At 61.6% G+C, this 17607-nt stretch carries 20 protein-coding genes, 1 tRNA gene and 1 pseudogene; 7 read left to right on the forward strand and 15 right to left on the reverse strand.

What is annotated here, in order from left to right; genetic code table 11:
* The first annotated feature begins 145 nt into the window (after positions 1 to 145).
* Complete coding sequence (locus HMPREF2807_RS04225; RefSeq protein WP_070510709.1) at positions 146 to 1873, forward strand: SulP family inorganic anion transporter; 1728 nt, start codon at positions 146 to 148, stop codon at positions 1871 to 1873.
* A gap of 61 nt (positions 1874 to 1934) precedes the next feature.
* Here HMPREF2807_RS04225 and HMPREF2807_RS04230 read toward each other — a convergent pair whose 3' ends face one another.
* A complete protein-coding gene (locus HMPREF2807_RS04230) occupies positions 1935 to 2309 on the reverse strand; it encodes an SMI1/KNR4 family protein (protein ID WP_070510711.1) in 375 nt (124 codons plus the stop codon).
* A gap of 151 nt (positions 2310 to 2460) precedes the next feature.
* Here HMPREF2807_RS04230 and HMPREF2807_RS04235 point away from each other — a divergent pair, with 151 nt between their 5' ends.
* Together HMPREF2807_RS04235 and HMPREF2807_RS04240 are read left to right on the forward strand one after the other, a co-directional pair.
* Complete coding sequence (locus HMPREF2807_RS04235) at positions 2461 to 3819, forward strand: SWIM zinc finger family protein (RefSeq protein ID WP_070510713.1); 1359 nt, start codon at positions 2461 to 2463, stop codon at positions 3817 to 3819.
* A complete protein-coding gene (locus tag HMPREF2807_RS04240) occupies positions 3819 to 7070 on the forward strand; it encodes a hypothetical protein (RefSeq protein ID WP_070510715.1) in 3252 nt (1083 codons plus the stop codon). Before HMPREF2807_RS04235 ends, HMPREF2807_RS04240 begins: the two co-directional genes overlap by 1 nt.
* A gap of 149 nt (positions 7071 to 7219) precedes the next feature.
* Here HMPREF2807_RS04240 and HMPREF2807_RS04245 read toward each other — a convergent pair whose 3' ends face one another.
* Complete coding sequence (locus tag HMPREF2807_RS04245) at positions 7220 to 7726, reverse strand: SMI1/KNR4 family protein (protein WP_049156784.1); 507 nt, start codon at positions 7724 to 7726, stop codon at positions 7220 to 7222.
* A 9-nt stretch (positions 7727 to 7735) separates the two neighbouring features.
* Positions 7736 to 7978: a hypothetical protein gene (locus HMPREF2807_RS04250; protein WP_141756288.1), complete on the reverse strand. Its 243-nt coding sequence runs from the start codon at positions 7976 to 7978 to the stop codon at positions 7736 to 7738.
* Positions 7979 to 8165: 187 nt separating this feature from the next.
* Between HMPREF2807_RS04250 and HMPREF2807_RS04255 the strand changes: the two genes are divergently transcribed.
* Positions 8166 to 8444: a VOC family protein gene (locus HMPREF2807_RS04255; protein WP_308409928.1), complete on the forward strand. Its 279-nt coding sequence runs from the start codon at positions 8166 to 8168 to the stop codon at positions 8442 to 8444.
* Positions 8445 to 8546: 102 nt separating this feature from the next.
* On the opposite strand, the pseudogene HMPREF2807_RS04260 reads toward HMPREF2807_RS04255, so the two are convergent.
* Positions 8547 to 8642: pseudogene (locus HMPREF2807_RS04260) on the reverse strand (addiction module antidote protein, HigA family); the annotation flags it as partial.
* Positions 8643 to 8913: 271 nt separating this feature from the next.
* On the opposite strand from HMPREF2807_RS04260, the gene HMPREF2807_RS04265 reads away from it, so the two are divergent.
* Positions 8914 to 9001, forward strand: a tRNA-Ser gene (locus HMPREF2807_RS04265).
* Positions 9002 to 9530: 529 nt separating this feature from the next.
* On the opposite strand, the gene HMPREF2807_RS13455 is transcribed toward HMPREF2807_RS04265, so the two are convergent.
* The 5 genes from HMPREF2807_RS13455 to HMPREF2807_RS04280 all read right to left on the reverse strand — a co-directional run bounded on the left by HMPREF2807_RS13455 (position 9531) and on the right by HMPREF2807_RS04280 (position 11948).
* Positions 9531 to 9809, reverse strand: coding sequence for a hypothetical protein (locus HMPREF2807_RS13455; protein WP_080975121.1), 279 nt, complete (start codon positions 9807 to 9809; stop codon positions 9531 to 9533).
* Between the two features lie 64 nt (positions 9810 to 9873).
* Entirely contained in the window at positions 9874 to 10143 is a 270-nt protein-coding gene (locus HMPREF2807_RS13460) for a type II toxin-antitoxin system RelE family toxin (RefSeq protein WP_049156794.1), read from the reverse strand.
* A gap of 9 nt (positions 10144 to 10152) precedes the next feature.
* Positions 10153 to 10398 (reverse strand): type II toxin-antitoxin system Phd/YefM family antitoxin, encoded by a 246-nt coding sequence (locus tag HMPREF2807_RS13465; RefSeq protein ID WP_083306678.1) that lies wholly within the window; start codon positions 10396 to 10398, stop codon positions 10153 to 10155.
* Between the two features lie 70 nt (positions 10399 to 10468).
* Entirely contained in the window at positions 10469 to 11212 is a 744-nt protein-coding gene (locus tag HMPREF2807_RS04275) for an NAD-dependent deacylase (RefSeq protein WP_070510716.1), read from the reverse strand.
* Positions 11213 to 11216: 4 nt separating this feature from the next.
* On the reverse strand, positions 11217 to 11948 hold the full coding sequence (locus tag HMPREF2807_RS04280) for a DUF1648 domain-containing protein (protein WP_070510718.1): 732 nt from the start codon (positions 11946 to 11948) through the stop codon (positions 11217 to 11219).
* Between the two features lie 397 nt (positions 11949 to 12345).
* Between HMPREF2807_RS04280 and HMPREF2807_RS04285 the strand changes: the two genes are divergently transcribed.
* Positions 12346 to 12660 carry a DUF4288 domain-containing protein gene (locus HMPREF2807_RS04285; protein ID WP_070510720.1) on the forward strand — a complete coding sequence of 105 codons (315 nt, stop codon included), beginning with the start codon at positions 12346 to 12348 and terminating at the stop codon, positions 12658 to 12660.
* Between the two features lie 87 nt (positions 12661 to 12747).
* Here HMPREF2807_RS04285 and HMPREF2807_RS04290 read toward each other — a convergent pair whose 3' ends face one another.
* From HMPREF2807_RS04290 to HMPREF2807_RS04305, 4 genes are read right to left on the reverse strand one after another with little or no spacing between them, the layout of a single operon-like run.
* A complete protein-coding gene (locus tag HMPREF2807_RS04290; RefSeq protein ID WP_232751620.1) occupies positions 12748 to 13830 on the reverse strand; it encodes a ThiF family adenylyltransferase in 1083 nt (360 codons plus the stop codon).
* Entirely contained in the window at positions 13827 to 14246 is a 420-nt protein-coding gene (locus HMPREF2807_RS04295) for a molybdenum cofactor biosynthesis protein MoaE (protein ID WP_046647051.1), read from the reverse strand. The genes HMPREF2807_RS04290 and HMPREF2807_RS04295 overlap by 4 nt, the downstream gene beginning before the upstream one ends.
* Positions 14236 to 14706 carry a MogA/MoaB family molybdenum cofactor biosynthesis protein gene (locus HMPREF2807_RS04300; protein ID WP_070510722.1) on the reverse strand — a complete coding sequence of 157 codons (471 nt, stop codon included), beginning with the start codon at positions 14704 to 14706 and terminating at the stop codon, positions 14236 to 14238. The genes HMPREF2807_RS04295 and HMPREF2807_RS04300 overlap by 11 nt, the downstream gene beginning before the upstream one ends.
* Positions 14703 to 15854: a molybdopterin molybdotransferase MoeA gene (locus tag HMPREF2807_RS04305; RefSeq protein ID WP_070510724.1), complete on the reverse strand. Its 1152-nt coding sequence runs from the start codon at positions 15852 to 15854 to the stop codon at positions 14703 to 14705. The genes HMPREF2807_RS04300 and HMPREF2807_RS04305 overlap by 4 nt, the downstream gene beginning before the upstream one ends.
* A 40-nt stretch (positions 15855 to 15894) precedes the next feature.
* Between HMPREF2807_RS04305 and HMPREF2807_RS04310 the strand changes: the two genes are divergently transcribed.
* Positions 15895 to 16149, forward strand: coding sequence for a MoaD/ThiS family protein (locus tag HMPREF2807_RS04310; protein ID WP_010188351.1), 255 nt, complete (start codon positions 15895 to 15897; stop codon positions 16147 to 16149).
* Here HMPREF2807_RS04310 and HMPREF2807_RS04315 read toward each other — a convergent pair.
* Both HMPREF2807_RS04315 and hisC read right to left on the reverse strand, forming a co-directional pair.
* Positions 16146 to 16517 (reverse strand): phage holin family protein, encoded by a 372-nt coding sequence (locus HMPREF2807_RS04315; protein ID WP_070510726.1) that lies wholly within the window; start codon positions 16515 to 16517, stop codon positions 16146 to 16148. The genes HMPREF2807_RS04310 and HMPREF2807_RS04315 overlap by 4 nt on opposite strands.
* Before the next feature lie 21 nt (positions 16518 to 16538).
* A complete protein-coding gene (gene hisC / locus HMPREF2807_RS04320; RefSeq protein WP_070510727.1) occupies positions 16539 to 17597 on the reverse strand; it encodes a histidinol-phosphate transaminase in 1059 nt (352 codons plus the stop codon).
* Between the last annotated feature and the right edge of the window lie 10 nt (positions 17598 to 17607).

Here is a 17607-nt window from a genome sequence, read left to right on the forward strand (position 1 = left end):
GAAGGGTTGGGGTGTGGTGGGAATTCGTCAACATGAGGCATCGGCCAGAATTGCGAATGCGGCCCGTCGAAGGATGGCGCCTTGTGTATCCTTTGGATGTCGTTGAGCTGGATGTCGTTGAGCCTCTAAGGAGCAAGAAAGTAGCATGACCTACCCCTCCACCGTCTCCAAGGTGGGCATCCGATCGCGTGCCCTGCGTTTTGCACCGCGCCGCTCAGACTGGTCCCGCGCGACGATCGGGCGCGACCTCTCTGCCGGCCTCATGGTGGCCCTCGTCGCACTCCCCCTGGCGCTCGGCTTCGGTGTTGCGTCCGGTGTCGGCGCGGCAGCCGGAATTACGACGGCCATCGTCGCGGGCATCCTGGCCGCAGTCTTCGGCGGTAGCAACGTCCAGGTAAGTGGCCCGACCGGCGCAATGACCGTGGTGCTTATCCCCATCGTGGCCGACCATGGTGCCGATGGGGTGCTCGTCGTTGGCGTGCTGGCGGGGCTCATGCTGCTCTTGCTGGCATTCACCGGCGCTGGCCGCGCGATGAAATACATGCCGTTGCCTGTCGTCGAAGGTTTCACAGCCGGTATTGCGGTGATCATCGGCCTCCAGCAGCTGCCTGCTGCACTCGGTGTTGACGTGGACGGCGAGAAGGTCCTCGGGTTGGCGTGGGACGCAATCAAAGCTTGGCTGGATGCTCCGGTATGGCAGGCGCCCGTTATGACCCTCGCGGTGGCGGCCGGAATCGTGGTTGCTGCCCGCATTCGTAGTGGCTTTCCTGCGGCGCTGGTGTTGGTAGCTGCCGCGACGGCCGTCAACATGCTGGCAGACAGCGGTCTGAAGACTATCGGCTACATCCCGTCGACGTTGCCTGCCCCGCGCTGGCCGCAGATCCCGTGGGAGCACCTGGATTCCTTGCTGTTGGCAGCGGTCGCCGTCGCAGCGCTCGGTGCGTTGGAATCGTTGCTGTCAGCGACGGTTGCCGACGCGATGACTGTCGGCGACCGTCACGATCCCGACCGCGAGCTCTTTGGGCAGGGCGTGGCCAATGTCGTCGCGCCCCTGTTCGGCGGAATCCCCGCGACCGCCGCGATCGCCCGAACTGCCGTCAACGTGCGGGCCGGCGCAGGTACGCGCCTGGCAGCGGTGTTCCATTCGCTGCTTTTGCTCGTCGCAGTGCTCGTCGCGGCCCGGTGGGTGGGCGAGATTCCTCTCGCTGCGCTTGCCGGCGTGCTTATCGCCACTGCGATCCAGATGATCCATCCGCGGAACCTCCGCTCGGTGATGCGCGCCACCAAGGGCGACGGGGTCACCCTGCTTATTACGGCTGCCGCCACCGTCGTGTTCGACCTTGTCGTCGCCGTGCTCATTGGCCTTGTAATAGCGGGCTTCTTCGCGCTGCGCGATACCGCCCGCACGGCGGTGTTAGAGGCCGCCCCGCTGGAGACGGGAGACCACCGCGACAAGGAACGCGAACTCCTCGATGAGCACATCGCCGCCTTCCGCTTGGAAGGCCCACTCTTCTTTGGCGCAGCGCACGATTTCCTCCTGGGGCTCGCTGATGTCTCGTCGGTCAAGGTTGTCGTGCTCCGCATGCGCTACGTCACGACGATCGACGCCACTGGCGCCCAGATGCTCGCCGACACGATCGGGCGCCTTGAACGTCACGGCACCCGAGTCCTACTCTCAGCTACGAAGCCCGAACATGTTCCGGTGTTGCGCGAACTCGGCGTATTCGACCAGCTTGCGCACGAGAATCACGTTTTTGACGACACCCTCGACGCCATCGCCCACGCCCGACTACATGTCTCGCGCATGCAGCATGAGGAGTCTGATGGCGCACCCGCGGCGTCGCAAAGCAATCAGCAGGACGAGCAGCACTGACGAAGAACCAAAACCGCACCACTTCAGCACCGATGAAGTATTCGCTGAGCTCGACTCAGCGTCACTTGTCGAAAAGCAGCTCGATCGGCTCCGTTTCCCGCGACTCGTGGTCCCAGACGTAGAAGCTGTCATCGCCGGGCAGGAGAACGATCGCGTTGCCTTCCTGATCCTCGGCGACGACGATGGCGTCCTGCGGGAATCCGTCGGCCTGGGAACGCCACGTTTCGGTTTCCTTGACCACGTGATTCGCCGAGCGTGCGAGACGGCGACGGTCCGAATCGTCATACACCGGGTAGAGGAACCAGTAGCCCTCGTCGGCGTCGTCGATTTCGCCGCCGTTCTCCAACATCAGGCGCTGCCGCAAGTCGTCTGGGAAGGTGCGGCCCAATGCTTCCTCAGCAGCGCGGATTCGTGATTCATCAACGGGGAATGCCATGCGAGCAGTCTATGCGAAACCCAGCCCCCCCGCTATGCGAGCACCGCAGAACAGCATCATCACAACCATCCGGCAACCTCACGCGAGGTCATGTAAGCTGAGCGGCAAATACGGCTTGCCACTGACAAGGGGCACTGGCTTGGAGGACTAAATGGTAAGGACCTTCTCCAGAGAAACCACTCTCGTAGATGACCGGCTGACGCTCGCACTCGCGCCCGGGCTAGAGCCTGATGGTCTTAACGCGTCCCCCAGTTTCTTCCATGGATTTGCAACCCACCCGCAGGTGCTCGCACGCGGGCTCGTAACACTCGCAGACATCACCGCCACCCGCTATTACAACTTCACCCCGATGGCGGAGCGTGACCCGATTCTTTCCGCACACGGCGATCGTCTGCGGGCCGAGTGTTTCTCGGGGTGCAACGCCGTCTACGCGTGCTTCGAGGTGATGGGCTCAGGCCTTGACGGCGGTGACATCGGGCGTGGCACGACCAACGTCGACATCGGCCCCGCGTCCAGGGTGATGCTGTCCAATCTGCCGCGCCACGAACTTCTGCATCTCGACGTCGGCGCAGAGGGTCTGCGGGCGGCGACGCTGACGACGTCCACGGTTGAGCGTCCTGTGACAATGCCGTCACGCTGGGTGCCTGCACTAGGCAACGCGGCGCAGTCACAACAAGGTTTCGTCGAGGCGTTCCGGGTGCCGGCCTCGGGTGCACGCCGATTCCTTGCAGGATTGCCCCCTGCGAGCTCGTCCGGGCATTCAGCCTGGCTGTCCTCATCCCGTGGTGCGGTAAAGGTCAGTGCGGTGGCGACGCCGGGAGCGGTGCTGGTCAGTGGTCTGCAGCGGCTAAGCGCCCTAAAACGGCTGTTGCCGCACACGCAAGGGCTCATCGTCCACGGCCCCGCCGACGAGCACACCGTTGGCGCGATGATCACGCTGCTGCTTCCGGACGCTCGGCTCACCCTCGGGCTGACTGATAAAGAATGGCGCGGGTACTCCGGCGAAGGCTCCTTGCTGGCATCGCTGGCCGAACCGAACGTCATGGAAGACGCTGACCTGGTGAGCGCCATGTTGGCCTTTGAGCCGATCATTGATGTACACCGCCTTGCCAAGGACACCGCGCTTCCCGAGTCTCGAGTGAAAGCCGCTCTGGCAGTGCTCGCAGCCTCTGGTCGCGTGGGGTGGGATGTCAACGACCAAGCCTATTTCCACCGCGAACTACCTGACACGCCCGAACGGGTGGAAAAAGACAATCCACGGTTAACCGCAGCACAGAAGCTCGTGTCCGCCGGCGCCGTGCGAAGCGCTGGTTCGGATGCCTGGACCGTCACATCAGGCGACGCTGAATACGGCGTGCGGCTCGGCCCCGATGCTGATGTTCCAGAGAAGGGTGCCACTTGCAGTTGCACCTGGTATCTCTCACATGCTGGCGACCGTGGTCCGTGCAAGCACGTTCTCGCCGTCATGCTGATGCAATCGACCAGCCCCACCGAACGACAAGGACTCTAATGACAGTGAATCCGAGGCTGCATGAGGCCGTTGAAATCTTCCGCGAATTAGGTTGGGACAAGGCTGATGTCGCCGATGCGCCAACGCTGCCGCTCGGCACGAAAGAACAACAGAAGGTGGCCTTAGCCGGTCTGAGAACCGGCGACTGGGGCGAGTACGGGAAGGTCGGGCCGGACACTTACGGCTGGATCAGCGCGGTGGACGTCGATGAAACCATGCTGGCGCTGTTTGAGTTGCGGCTCGGTGTAATCCCGCACAGGGCATTGTGGCTGCTGCAGCATGCCGACGATGTTGTTTTGGCCAGGTGTGTCGCCCAACGCGGCGAGGCTTACGCCGCCGAGTTCATTGATGAAGTGTGCCTGCCGCTCCTGAGGGCGTCTGAGCACTCCCTGTCCGCCCATGGGGCGGCGGCCGTCCGGTTGGTGTGCGACCTCGGGCTAGCTGTCCCGGAAAAAATCGACTACCTCAAAGACTGGGCAGTGGTGGCGCTTGCGGCGCTTACCGGTGACGTCGCCGAAATCCCATGGCCTGAAAAACATGCGCTCCCGACCTTTGAAGAACTGCGCCCTTCATTTGACGAGCACTGGCAGGCCACGCTGCGTTCGGGAGCACCGATGACGGGGACCTTCGGCAAGCTTCTTTCCGCTGCGGTCAAAGCAGGGCTAATCGAGCGCAGCGCGGGGATGGAGCAGCTCTTTGCGTCTTTGGATGCGGCGGTGCGTCCTGGTGATCGTAAAGCACTCACGTCGTTGATCGTGAACGACATCGCGGTGACCGACGATGAACTGGTCGCCCGCACCGACGCGCTAATCCCCGTCCTCAGTCACGGCGAAGGGCCGATCGTCGAGAGCTTCGGCCCTCGACTGATCGCGAACGTAGCCGACGACCTGGTGGGAGAAGTGGCTCTGGCTTGCCTGTACGTGAAGACACAGAAGGCAGTGCGACAAGTGTTGACTGCTTTGAAGCAGCGCGACTTTCCGGGGCAGGCGAGTGCAGAACTGCTATACGACAGACTGAGTGAACTTGCCCAGTCCCGCGACAAAGCCACGGCGAAGCTGGCCGAGGCGGTGCTGGCGAATTGGAACGTGACCCCCGCGGTCGCAAGCGAAGAGCCCGAGGTCACCGGGCTGTGGCAGCCAACTCCACAGCTGTGGAACGTCCCACGATTTGAAGTGGATGAGGTCACCCCGGAGGCGTTGACCGAAGCGCTTCGAGTGTTGACATCTCGCGGTGACATTGCTGTGCTCGACTTGGACGCAGAACGATTCCTGGCGCTGGCGGTCGCACTGGCTAACCACAGCCTGGACGACACCCGAAGGGCGCTCAGTGGGATCTCGTCGGTGCTCTGGGCACAGGTCGTCCGTAACTGGTTGGCGGGGGACCCGGCGCGTCCCCGTTGGCAAGCGGGAAGTTTCTTGTGGTACATGCGTATTGAAAGCACGTTTGACCACCTCGGGCAGATCCCCTGTCTGTTATCGCAACCATCGCGGGTTGATCTGAGTGTCGAGTTCGACGATCTGGTTGCGTCCTTGGAAAAGTACGCGGCCGCGGGCGTCCCGGTGCTGCAGGCTGACCTGGTTATGGCGCTGGCTCGCCTCGACGTGACGAAGGCGGACGCTAAAGCCAGCCTGCCCGAGGTTCCGGTGAAGCTGGCAAACGGCAGGCTGCTACTTCGAAACACAGCCCAAGTGATCATGTCCTACCTGAAGAGACCATTCGTCGATATGGAGGCGCCTTTTGCCTTGTCAGACCGCAATGGCAACTTGGCCTGGCCCAAGTCGTTGGTTGGGTTGGACTGCAATATGATCGTCAATAACCGGAAGAACTGCTTCGGGGTATTCCCCAACTGGGGTGATGCCCTGAATATCGACCTTGATCGACGATTCTACCCGGACTATGCATCGGTCATGGCTCGGCAGTTAGCTCGCAGCGCCAAGCCGCTTGGGCCGGGCGGGGCGGTGAATTTGCTGGCCGTTCAACGTCACGGACGCCCGCAGTATGCCACCGAGTCAGCGTTAGCGCTACAAGAAGCCTGGGAGCGCGGGCTTTTAGTGCCCGGCGTTGCTGACATCGACTACCTCGACTGGGATGCTCAGCTGAGCAACATCGCATCATTTGTTGAGTCGTTGCGCGACGCAGCGGATCGCGGCATGTTGTCGGTTGTCTGGCCGGTGTTGGACGACGTGCTCGTCGCCTCTCTCAAAGCCCCGCGGATGTTGGCAGGCACCGCCGAGGCAGCTCAGGCGATGCAAGACTATGTTGGCGAGGTGCTGGCTGCGGTCACCTCGGGTGTTGCACCGGCGTCAGCGTTGGAGGTGCCGGGAGTACGCGCGCTCGCGGCTCGGAAAGGTTCTTCAAAGGCGGTTGACGCGGCCAGGGGTGTCGTCAAGCAACTGCCCGATCGGCAGGTGGAACCTCCGCAGCCTGCTACGCCTGCGCTCGACGTAGCGCTGTTCGAACGGATCTGGCCGGCAGCGGCCGGGACCAAGCCGAACATCCCGGATGGGGCGACGTATTCGCTGCGCGAGGCAGGTTCGAACACAAAGCAGCCCCACCTGCAATTCGACATGGTTGTTCCCAGCTACCCGGCGTCCGTATTCGAGATTAAAAGCCTGACCAGATTGTTCCTTGAAATCCGGGAAGAAAGGCAGGCCAGTTCCAAGCGCGTGAACCAGGACGAGCCGGAAGGCAAGGAAAGCTGGCTCTATTGGGACGGCAACGCCCTGGTTGCAGACGATTCCAGAAACCGGAGCGAGGCTACACCTGAGCTTTCCGACGCGCTTATTGCGGTATTGATCGCTTACACAGGGGTTCGCACCGACAACGTCCACCAGAAGCGGGAATGGGCAGCGGAACGACTACAAGAATTGGCCGAAAAAGAGGCGTACGGCTCCGCTGCTGTGAAGGCCGCCACGATCGGGTTGCTGCCGTACCACGAGGTGTGGAGCCCGGCGCGGGTGGTGTACACCCTGGAAAAACAGCCTGAAATGCTGCCGTTCCTGTGGCCAACGTTGAGCGAACCCCTGTGGTTCGCCGGAAACCAGGAGACGGTACCCACGTGGGTGAACCGTGTCCTCGACGTTGTGACACTGCACGCCGAGATCCTGCTCGAAGCCACCCGCCGGGGATACATACCGGCTGACGCGTGGGACGGCATCGGTGCGTTGGCAGCGAAGAAGGGCTCGTCTGCAGCACTGAAGAAAGCCCGAGTGCTGGACAAGGCCTTCGGAACAGTCACGTCCCTGGGGTGACTGGAAACGCTCTTTCGGCGCCACAGCTCCCGAGAACCCCGATACTTCCGTTTTGGTCGATGCCGTCAAGGACGCCCACACCCGCGCACTTGCCACAGGCGTCGACATCGCGCCCCCGCTAACGACCGTGAGCTGAGACCAAGGTGCAATCATTCAAAATAGTTGAAGGGATACCTCTCACTCAGTTGCGGATCGATGCTGTTCAGAAGGTCCGAAACTTCCTGCTCGTGGTCATCGATCTCCTGTCCCTCGGCAAGCTTCTCCTCCAGCTCCGACAACAGGAACCCCATCCTGAGAAAACCAGTGAAATCGATCTTCAAATCGAGGAAGCTCTCTGGCCCTCCGTATTCCCCCTGGTCGTGGTCGAAGAAGAACACTGTCTTGCGCCGTGCACTCAAGAACCACTCATCGCCCTGCCCCGACTGCCCGATAAGCCACAGATCTTCGGGCAAGCCGTCGCCACGTGCTCGCCGATTCCACTCGAGGACCTTCTGATAGCCATACAGAACAATGTCCGGCGTGATACTTACCCCGTCATATCGATGAATGAACTCGGTGTACGTTGCATCGATGTCAGGGATCTTGCCTTTGTTTTTGATGGCGGGATCAAGCTGCTCAAGAGAACTGAAAACCTCGTTGGTCTCAATCAACCTCATAATTTTCCCCTACTCATCCGTGACTGGAGACTGGTCGACGAAAACCACCTCGACGAGCTGAACCTCAGTGAGTTCGCAGTTCCAAAGTTGGACGGCATCGTCGCCCGCCAGCATAACAAGGGCGGTGCCGGACAGAGCTTCCTCGGAGGCGCGGATGCGATTGCCATCGGCAAGGAAGGCCATGCCGGCAGAAAAACCCGAGCCGTCCAATTCCTCCTTCCATCCGAGCCATGCACACCACCTGTCACTCATGCCAACCGGCTCCCCCCACACGAAAAGGGCGGCCCCGGCGAACTCCGGGGCCGCCCTCAAGCGGCCATTCAGCCGATCAGCCAGAGGCTGAACGACGCACTCGGCTACACGTTGAACTTGAACTCCACCACGTTCCGTAGCTGAATAACTTCTTGACTGGCACTCCTCCAGCTGGAAGCGTGAAGGCATGAACATCGAACGCATCGTCCCCAACCTCACGGTGGCAGATCTCCGCAGAAGCGTCGACGAACACGCTGCGGTCCTCGGTCTCGAGGTGGTGATGGATCACGGCTGGATCGTCACACTCGCCGATTCCAGAGGCTGTCAGCTGAATCTCCTCACGAGAGATGCCACAGCCCGCGAGAATCCCGATGTCTCAATCTTCGTCGATGATGTCGAAGCCGCCTACTGTCGCGCTGTCGAGGCAGGTCGCGAGATCGTGCACCCTCTCACGACCGAAGAGTAGGGCGTTACGCGCTTCTTCTACCGCGACGGATCAGGCAACGTCATCAACGTCGGCATGCATTCTCGGTGAGCGCCCCAGAAGCAGGGCGGTGATGGACCGCTAGCCGTGCACCATCTCTTTGCTCGGCCGCTGAGGCACACCGATCGGCACCGCGAGCTTGTTCTGCGTGATGCTGAACCCCTCGATGGAGTCCTCCATGAGGACCTCCCCCGGGTGCACTGGCGGAAGCTTGTTAGTGGTAGTCAACGATTTCACCCTCCTCTGGCTCCGTGATGGTGTAGTCACGCTGAATATGCGCTGTTGCCTGACCCCACTCGCTCGCTTTAACGGACCTACCCCCATAACGCTAAGCATCAAGTTTGAACTCCATAGCTTGGCCATTGCTCAACGAGATGAGCCGAATTCTTCTCCCGCGCCGGAGTCTAGTACTCTGAACGTGTTGCGCGCGGTGCATGCTGACGCGTGACGAGGAGGCGTGGCAGAGCGGCCGAATGCACTGGTCTTGAAAACCAGCGTGGGGAAACTCACCGCGGGTTCAAATCCCGCCGCCTCCGCCAATTGTTTTGGTGATTACACCAAAATCTTGCGTATATTGAGCAGTGGCACTGGGCTATTCTAGTTCCATGGCCAATCGGCAAATATTCCTCCGCCCAGAGTACAGTCACCCAAGCTCGCTGTGGCCGTCTAAAGAACTCATAGTTTCTGGGGCTAATAGAATCGGATTCTATCTTCCTGAAGACTTAGGAATTGAGTCCGATCTGGGACGCGAAATCCTTGAGTGGACGGAGGAGTTTCAGCAGAATTTCCTCGAGATACCCGATAGCTTTCGCCAGCGTCTGCGTTGGAAGGACCAATTCGATAGATTTCGATGGTACGACGCGGGATGGCGTATTACTCACCAATTAAGGGAGCTTTTTCCATCGGTACAGATTGTTCCCCAGTTCGCTCAATTCGTTTTCTCCGTTAATGAGCGAAGAGAAAATGCAGGGAAGAAGCCCTTATGCCTCCCCGGAGAACAACTCACAGGGTTTGTATGCATTAGGGATGTGAGGAATGACGATTAAGGGAAGTTATCGCTCTACGGCGTCAGGCATTGTCTCCGTTGTTCATCGCTGCAGTCACCCAGCTCAGAACGCATCCCACTAGTAGGAACCCGCTAATTTGCAGGTGGGTGGCCCAGTTTCCGCCGCCGCCAGGCAAGGCGAGAAAAATTGAAAATGCAACTGCGGCAAGGCAGTGGAGGGTCAACCGGCTATGTGCGCCTAGACGTCGTTGTGGCCAGGCTTTTTCGATGGCCCAGCTCACTGCTGTGAGAATGGCATAAAAGACGATTCCCGCTAAGGCTCCTGGAACAAGGTAGAGCATGGATTCATCTCCTCTCGAGGGGCGGAATGACTGGCCGGTTTAGTTTATCTGAGAGGAATTTTGCCTATTTCCGGTAAACATCTCGTCGGTGAGCAACGCGCAGGACGAGGACTACGAGCTTTCCGTCTAGGATTTCATAAACCACGCGATAGTGTCCGACTCGAATTCTGTACAGGTCATCTGAAGCTTTTAGTTTCTTTACTCCATCCGGGCGAGGGGTAACGGCTAAGTCTTCGATTGCAGCAAGTAGTCGCCTCTGTGTCGGCCTGTCGAGCTTGCGTAGCTCCTTGGCTGCGGATGCCTTATAGGTGATGTGATAAGTGGAGTTAGCCATAGAAGGCGATTAGGTGAGTCCGAGTTCTTTTTTGAGGTCTTCGTGTGAAATCTCTACGGCTTCTCCTCGGGCAATCTCTGCCGCCTGAACATCCTCACGATCTTCTAGTGCTTCGACTGCGCGGGCGAAAAATGAAGGAGAGACGACAAAAGCGCGAATCCGGCTTCCACGACTAGTGATGGCGACGGGTGTGTGCTGTGCCTCTTCAAGAATTTGGCTTTGGGATTGGCGGAATTGGCTGGATGCCACTGACATCGTTTTCATACTGCAAATGTACATCTTGTACATTTCGGTGGGCAAGGGCCGCGGGATATCGGGTTGCTGTTTATCCGATCCGCCCCGCCAGGATGCGAGGTAGCGCCTCCGCTGCGGTGGCGGTGACCACCACGCTGGCAAGCGGCGAGAGGTCCGTGGGCTGCGGGGTGACTTCCACGATGGGGATGCCGCGCGCGTGGGCAATCTGCGGCAGGCCGGCGGCAGGGTAGACCACGCCGGAGGTTCCAACGATGAGCAGCGCGTCCGCGGTGGACATGCGGCGCTCGGCCTCGGCCCATTCGTCGTCGGGCAGGGCCTCGCCGAACCACACCACGCCCGGGCGCACGAGCCCGCCGCACACGGGGCACTCGGGTGGTGTGATGCTCTCGACTGGCTCTGTCGGGAGCGCGATGTTGCCGTCATACGGGGTATCGCAGTCGGTGCAGCGGAAGGCAAACAAGGAGCCATGCAGGTGAACCACGTCCTGGCTTCCGGCGCGCTCGTGCAGGTTATCGATGTTTTGCGTGGTCACCGTCATGCCGTGTGCGGCGGCGATTGCGCGGTGCCCGGCGTTGGGCTCGGCCCGCTGCGCCAGCTGGGCGCGCCACAGGTACCAGGCGAACATAGGCTTAAATTCATTGCGCCATGCGCTTATCGACGCCATCGCCACCGGATCCACATTCTCCCAGATGCCCGTCTGCGCATCGCGGTACGTGGCGATGCCGCTGTCCGCGCTCATGCCTGCGCCGGTGAACACCTCAACGTGGGTGGCATCAGAAAGAATCGAGTGTGCGCGCTCAAACAGGTGCTCCATGCATCTAGAGTACGTCGATGAGCACGCAGAATGCTATGGATGCGCTAAGCGCGATGCCCATGCGCCACAGGTAGCGGCGGCCAGGTTCGTGCGCGGTGTTGATCTGCAGCTTCGAAGGATTCATGGGGAAGATAGCTATGCACATGGGGTCTGTGGGCTCGTTATAGAAGCCCATACCACCGGCAAAGCGGAGTGCTGTGTTGCGAACCTGTTCATCATGGTCGGTGGGAATGGATTGCACGGCCTTCGCAGATGTCAGCGTCAATCGGACGCCCTGAATCATGATGAACACGGTGAAGGCTATCCACGCGGCCACGAGTAGAAAGCCCGAGAAGGGGATATCCGGAATGACGGTGCAGACCGTAGTGAGGCACACGCAGGCCGTCATGGTGAGGACTGTCTGGGCAATGAACGTGGCGGTCTTTCCAGTGAGCAGCTCCGCGCGCTGTGCCGTGGCCTCGGAGAACGGAAGAGCTGACTCTGCCGGAACATCCATTGTTATTCGAGCCAGCGAGATCGGCGGCACGCACAGCGGCAGCGCAATGGCGAACACAACGCCGATCCACACCAGGACCGTTGCGTTGAGGAAAGATTTGGGCTCGAAGCGGTCCGGGTTGCCCGAGCCATCGAAGTGGACCGGGATGGGATCAGGCACCGAGTCCCAACGCAGCAGCATGTACAGCAGCGTGAGAGCACACACCACAGCGGTGGCGACGTAATACTGGCGGCTTCTCATGGCAGTGAGTTTACAAGGCGACCGGCTGAGGACCTCTGCGAAAGGCGTCTGGCAAATGGCATCTGTCAAAAGGCATCTCTGGGATCAAAAACGCCATTTGCGCGGGATAAAAGGCGTTTTTGGCTCTGAAAACACCTTCTGGTTGACGCCTTTTACAAGATGCCATGTGGGCAGAGGAGACTGAGTGCAGGTTTGGGCTATGCGTCGTTGTGGTCTTGCCAGGCATCGATGCTGACAAGCATTGAGTAGACGTTGCTGAAGCCGTGGGCGCGGAATGGGTCTTCATTGGAGATGTGCTTAAAGGGCGACCGGCTGAGTTTTCCGCGTTACATGGTCTGGGTGAGCAGGTAGGGTCGAGCCCAAGCTGACCAAGAACCGGAAAGGACAGTAGCCGGCAATGGAACCTTATGTTGGAATTGTCGTGATGGAGCTTGCTAAGAAGTCCAGTTCATCTGCCCAAAGCTTCTTCCGCGAGGATTTTTATCTTGTGTATGCGGAGTCGGACGAGAAGGCTCGAGAACGCGTTGAAGCGATGGCGAACGAGCAGGCCGATGGTGAGGACGTGAAGGTACGGCACATCGTGGACGTCGCGCCAGCCCTCTATGGTTATGTAGACCGCGATTGCGATCTTTACTCGCGGCACTTTGCGAACCTAGAGGACTACGAGCGTTTCGAAATGAAGCTCGGCGGAACTGACCCGCTGGCTGATTAATCGTAGACTTCGCGAAGAAACCTGCTGACTCTCGTCTGTGTTGGCCTGGCTAGCTTTCGGAAGGCTTTCGCACCGCGTGGCGTGAAGCTAATCTTCCACGCCACATTTAGCCTCTAGTTCTTCAAGAGAAATGGTCTCTAGCTCGCCTCGGTGGGCGGCGTCGGCTTCGGCCTCGAGCTCGGAGATGTGCTCTTGCCAGGCGTCGATGCTGCCGCGCAGCGAGTAGACGTTGCTGAAGCCGCGGGCGCGCAGGGCCTCGACGGCCTGGGCGGAGCGCAGGCCGCTGGCGCAGTAGAGGACGGCGAGGTCGGCGAGGTCTATGGGCGGGTTGTGGCCAGCGAGGATGTTATCGAGCGGGAGATGCTGCGAGCCCGGGATGAGGGAAGTGGCGCGTTCGGGGGCGGTGCGGACGTCGATAAGCGTGGCGTCCTCCGGGATGACGCGGACGTCGGTGGGGTTGTCGGGGCGCGCCGGGGTGGCGCCGTTCGCGCGCACGGGGATGTACTCCCAGGTCCCGGCGAGGGAATCGTAGTAGCCCAGCGTGCCGATGAGCGGGGTGCCGATGCCCGTGAGGAGTTTGAGCGCCTCGACAGCCAGAGCGGAGCCGGCCACACCGACGACCGGGCCCATCACGCCGGCCTGCGAGCAGGAGGGCACCTGCGGGTCGGTGGGGAAGAGGTCCTCGTAGACCGGGCCGTGGCCGGAGTGGAAGACGGTGAGCTGCGCGTCGTATCCCAGAAGCGAGGCCCACACGTGTGGAATGCCCAGTTCGTGGGCGGCCCAGGAGGCCAGGTGGCGGGAGTAGAAGTTATCGGTGCCGTCGATGATGAGGTCAGCCCCGCGCAGTTGCTCCAGGGCAGTATCGGGCGTGAGGCGCGAGAACTGCTCGACGGTGCACTCCGGGTTGAGGGCGTTCAAGGCCGAAGCGGCGGATTCGGTTTTGGGCTGGCCTACGGTCGCCGTGGTGTGGATGACCTGGCGGTGCAGGTTGGAGAGGGAAACGGTGTCGTCGTCGAAAAGCAGGATGCGCCCCACGCCCGCGCCTGCCAGGTAGAGCAGGGCAGGCGAGCCCAGGCCACCGGCGCCGATGACGGCGACGGTAGAAGAGCGAAGCTGTTCCTGTGTGGAGCTTCCCCAGAGGGTTTCCTGGCGTGCATAACGTGAGCTCATTCCAGGCCTACCCAGGTGGTGGTGTCATCGGTGTGGAGCTGTTCTTTCCAGATGGGGACTTCTGCCTTGACGCGGTCGGCGCAGGTCGACGCCGCTTCGAAGGCGTCTTTGCGGTGCGCGGAGGAAGCGGCGACGAGGAAGGCGGATTCGCCAATTGCTAGTGCTCCAGTCCGGTGCGCGCACCAGAGGCGCACGGCGGGGAAGGCAGCGGCGACCTCGCCGGCAACGCGCTCGATCTCTTCTTGGGCGCTGGGATGCGCGGTGTAGGTCAGGAGTTTCACACCCCGGCCGGAGTCGTGGTTGCGCACGATGCCGTCGAATAAAACGACAGCACCCGTTTCAGCGGTGGCGATGTCGGGGGCTGAGATAGGCTCAGCGCTGATGTGGGCGCCGAGTAAGCCGAAGTTAGTGCTCATGAATTCCTTCCAGCTGGTTGATGATGTGGTTAAGCACCGGTTCGAGGACCGCGCAGCCGTCCTTGGCCGCACCCGTGGAGCCGGGCAGGGCCATGGCGAAAGTGGACCCGGTGACTCCGGCAACCGTGCGGGAGAGTGCCGCGGTGGGGATGGCCGCCGAGTGCGCGTAGAAGGCATGGGCCAGGCCGGGCAGCTCGCGCTCCAGGTGCGGGGTGAGCGCTTCGACGGTGCGGTCATCCGGCGTGATGCCGGTGCCGCCGGAGGTGAGGATTACGGAGGGGGCATCGGCGAAGGCAGTGGCGAGGGCTGAGTCGATATCGGCGTCCGCGACGACGAGGGGCTGCGGGGTATCGAAACCTTGCTCACGAAGGAAGTTCACCAGGATGGGTCCGGAGCGGTCCTCGTATTCGCCGGCGGCGGCGCGGGTCGAGGCAACAATAACGAGTGCGCGTCGGGTCATGCGAGCGGGAACACCTCCACGAGGTCGCCGGCTGAAAGCTGCGTGTTAGCCGGGATACGGATGAGGGCAGTAGCGCCGATGGCTTGGGACATCAGGTGGGAGCCGGTGCCGCCGAGGAAGGAGGCTTCGGCGGTGCCATCGGAAATGTTGAGGATTCCACGGCGGAACTGTTCGCGGTTGTTGAGGCCTTCGGCGGGCTCAGTAAGGTGTGCTCTAAATGGAGCGGGAGCGTGGCCGATAACGGGTGCCAAGTAGAGGCGGAAGCTCACCAGCGTGGAGATCGGGTTGCCGGGGAAGCAGACGACGGGCACCTCCCCCAAACGCGACAGGCCCTGCGGGCCGCCGGGCTGCTGCGCCACGTGGCCGAACCAGCCGTCCTTTTCGAAGATTTGGCGGATGACCTCGAACTTTCCGTGGGAGATGCCGCCGGAGGTGACGATGACATCGGGGCGGTGGGTGATGACCGCTTCGGTGAGGTCCGCGCGCAGGGCAGAAGGATCGTCATTCGTGCGCACGAAGCCGGCCACGTCGATGCCATACTGCGCAGCCAAGGCCGCGAGCATCGGTGCATTGGAATCGGGGATGGTGGCCTCGCCCGTGCCACCGATTTCCGCGCCGCCGGTGCAGATGAGGATGCGGGCGGGCGCGTATGTGAGGACCTCGGCCAGGCCCTGGGAGGCGAGGGTGGCGATGGAGGGGGCGTCGAGAAGCGCGTGCTCATTGATGAGGGTTGTGCCGGCCTTGACATCGGAGCCGGCGCGGCGGATGAACTGTTCGGGGGCTGCCGGCACGGTGACCGTGGCGCCCTCCTCTGGGAAGTGCGGGGGCTCGCAGTGCTCGACGGGGACGATGGTCACGGTGCCCTCAGGGACTTTCGCTCCGGTCATGATGGGAAGGGCGGTGCCGTGCTCGAGTGAGCCCGGGGGATCACCCGCCGCAATGGTGCGGCCGACGGTGAAGGCGCCGCCGTGTGTAGTCGGAAGAGCATAGCCATCCATCTGCGAATTATCGAAAGGTGGAAGGTTGTGTTCCGCGCGGTACGTGGCGGCGGCACGGCGTCCGAAGGCGCTGGTCAGGGGAGTGGAGACCACCCGGGGCTGCGGAAGGGCCGCGCGAACGGCGGCGAGGTGTTCCTCATAGGTGCGCATCGGGTTCCTTCCTGTCACAGAGGCTGGCATAGTGGCAACCATGGTTGATATACACTACTTTGCCGCAGCCCGCGCCGCCGCGGGGCGCGCGCAGGACACAGCGCAGGCGGCGACGCTGGGGGAGCTGCTGGACGTGTTGCGTGCTCGGCATACCGGTAGCACCGAGGCCGGCATGAGCTTTGCGGAGGTGCTGGAGCGCTGCACATTCCTGGTGGATGGTGCGAGCGCTACCGAGGACGCCGTGCTTGCCGACGCTTCCCGTGTCGACGTTCTCCCGCCTTTTGCTGGGGGTTAATTGCGGACCCGCAGCGGGCTGGTGAAGAAGTTCACCACGCCGGAAACAATGGCGAGGACAACCGCGCCGATGATGGCGGCACCCCAACCGTCGATGACGAGTGAGTCCATGAGCGCGCTGACGAGGAGGAGGACCGCGCCGTTGATGACGAGCGCGAAGAGGCCCAGTGTTAGGCAGGTCAGCGGTGCGCCGAGGAAGCGGAGCACCGGGGTGACGACCTCGTTGACGATGATGAAGACCGCCGCGATGAGCAAGAAATTCTGGGTGGTCGCAGGGACGATGTCGATTCCGGGGACAATCGCTACCACAGCCCAGAAGGCCACCGCGACGGCAATGACGTTGAGTGCAAAATTGATAAATGTCTTCACAACTGCACTCTAACGCGGAAACTAACCCTCTGCACCGAAGGCAGCGTCCCAGGCCTTAAGCAGCGTCTCGGTTTCCTCCGCCGTAGTGACGGAAATGCGCACGCCCTCGGGGAAGGCACGGACGAGGACGTCATTCTCCGCGAGCTGTGCGGCGACCTCCTGCGGGGAGCCCAGCTTCGCAATGCTGTCGGCGGCGAACCAGATGTGGTTGGCCTGGGACTCCGGAACGCCAAAGTCCGCGAAGTGCTTGACCAGGCGGTCGCGCTGCTCAACGGTCTCGTCGGTGCGCTCCCGCAGCTCCTTCTGAGCGGCCAGCGAGGCCGCTGCACCAACCTGCGCCACCGAGTTCACGGAGAAGGGGATGGCCACCTTGCTCAGTGCCTCGATGATCTCGGCGTTGCCGAAGGCATAGCCCAATCGGATGCCGGCCAGGCCATAAGCCTTGGAGAAGGTGCGCAGGCCAATGACGTTGTCGTGGGTGTGGACATAGTCGGTGGCCAGCGGGACGGCGTCGTTGCGGTTGTACTCGATGTAGGCCTCATCGAGCGCCACGATGACGTCCTTCGGGACCTTGGCCAGGAAGGCGTCGAACTCCTCCTTGGTAATGATGGAGCCGGTGGGGTTATTCGGGTTGCACACGAAGACAAGGCGGGTCTTGTCCGTGATGGCAGCTGCCATGGCCTCCAAGTCCACGCGGTGATCCGCGGTGAGCGGAACCTTGACCGGGGTAGCGCCCACGACCTGCGCGAAGATGGGATAAGCCTCGAAGGAGCGCCAGGGGAAGACAATCTCATCGCCGGGCACGGAGGTGATCTGCACCAGCTGCTGGCAGATGGCGGAGGACCCCGCACCGGTGGTGACCTGCTCTGGGGTGACACCGAGGTTTTCGGCGAGTGCCTTGCGGATTTCCACCGCGCCCATATCCGGGTAGCGGTTGACGTGCGCGGCAGCAGCCTCCATGGCCTTGAGCGCGCCGGGCAGCGGCTCCTGAGTTGCCTCGTTGGAGGAGAGCTTCAAGGCGTGCTCGGCATTCTTGCCGGGAACGTAGGCGGGCAGGGAGGAAAGGTCTGGTCGAATCATGTTCTCCACC

The organism is Corynebacterium sp. HMSC074A09, from assembly GCF_001811545.1.
GTDB classification, from domain to species: domain Bacteria; phylum Actinomycetota; class Actinomycetes; order Mycobacteriales; family Mycobacteriaceae; genus Corynebacterium; species Corynebacterium hiratae.

What these genes read in the sequence shown, in the direction of transcription:
- HMPREF2807_RS04225 (WP_070510709.1), top strand. Translation starts at nt 146, where the DNA reads ATGACCTACCCCTCCACCGTCTCCAAGGTGGGCATCCGATCGCGTGCC.
- HMPREF2807_RS04230 (WP_070510711.1), bottom strand. Translation starts at nt 2,309, where the DNA reads ATGGCATTCCCCGTTGATGAATCACGAATCCGCGCTGCTGAGGAAGCA.
- HMPREF2807_RS04235 (WP_070510713.1), top strand. Translation starts at nt 2,461, where the DNA reads ATGGTAAGGACCTTCTCCAGAGAAACCACTCTCGTAGATGACCGGCTG.
- HMPREF2807_RS04240 (WP_070510715.1), top strand. Translation starts at nt 3,819, where the DNA reads ATGACAGTGAATCCGAGGCTGCATGAGGCCGTTGAAATCTTCCGCGAA.
- HMPREF2807_RS04245 (WP_049156784.1), bottom strand. Translation starts at nt 7,726, where the DNA reads ATGAGGTTGATTGAGACCAACGAGGTTTTCAGTTCTCTTGAGCAGCTT.
- HMPREF2807_RS04250 (WP_141756288.1), bottom strand. Translation starts at nt 7,978, where the DNA reads ATGAGTGACAGGTGGTGTGCATGGCTCGGATGGAAGGAGGAATTGGAC.
- HMPREF2807_RS04255 (WP_308409928.1), top strand. Translation starts at nt 8,166, where the DNA reads ATGAACATCGAACGCATCGTCCCCAACCTCACGGTGGCAGATCTCCGC.
- HMPREF2807_RS13455 (WP_080975121.1), bottom strand. Translation starts at nt 9,809, where the DNA reads ATGCTCTACCTTGTTCCAGGAGCCTTAGCGGGAATCGTCTTTTATGCC.
- HMPREF2807_RS13460 (WP_049156794.1), bottom strand. Translation starts at nt 10,143, where the DNA reads ATGGCTAACTCCACTTATCACATCACCTATAAGGCATCCGCAGCCAAG.
- HMPREF2807_RS13465 (WP_083306678.1), bottom strand. Translation starts at nt 10,398, where the DNA reads ATGTCAGTGGCATCCAGCCAATTCCGCCAATCCCAAAGCCAAATTCTT.
- HMPREF2807_RS04275 (WP_070510716.1), bottom strand. Translation starts at nt 11,212, where the DNA reads ATGGAGCACCTGTTTGAGCGCGCACACTCGATTCTTTCTGATGCCACC.
- HMPREF2807_RS04280 (WP_070510718.1), bottom strand. Translation starts at nt 11,948, where the DNA reads ATGAGAAGCCGCCAGTATTACGTCGCCACCGCTGTGGTGTGTGCTCTC.
- HMPREF2807_RS04285 (WP_070510720.1), top strand. Translation starts at nt 12,346, where the DNA reads ATGGAACCTTATGTTGGAATTGTCGTGATGGAGCTTGCTAAGAAGTCC.
- HMPREF2807_RS04290 (WP_232751620.1), bottom strand. Translation starts at nt 13,830, where the DNA reads ATGAGCTCACGTTATGCACGCCAGGAAACCCTCTGGGGAAGCTCCACA.
- HMPREF2807_RS04295 (WP_046647051.1), bottom strand. Translation starts at nt 14,246, where the DNA reads ATGAGCACTAACTTCGGCTTACTCGGCGCCCACATCAGCGCTGAGCCT.
- HMPREF2807_RS04300 (WP_070510722.1), bottom strand. Translation starts at nt 14,706, where the DNA reads ATGACCCGACGCGCACTCGTTATTGTTGCCTCGACCCGCGCCGCCGCC.
- HMPREF2807_RS04305 (WP_070510724.1), bottom strand. Translation starts at nt 15,854, where the DNA reads ATGCGCACCTATGAGGAACACCTCGCCGCCGTTCGCGCGGCCCTTCCG.
- HMPREF2807_RS04310 (WP_010188351.1), top strand. Translation starts at nt 15,895, where the DNA reads ATGGTTGATATACACTACTTTGCCGCAGCCCGCGCCGCCGCGGGGCGC.
- hisC (WP_070510727.1), bottom strand. Translation starts at nt 17,597, where the DNA reads ATGATTCGACCAGACCTTTCCTCCCTGCCCGCCTACGTTCCCGGCAAG.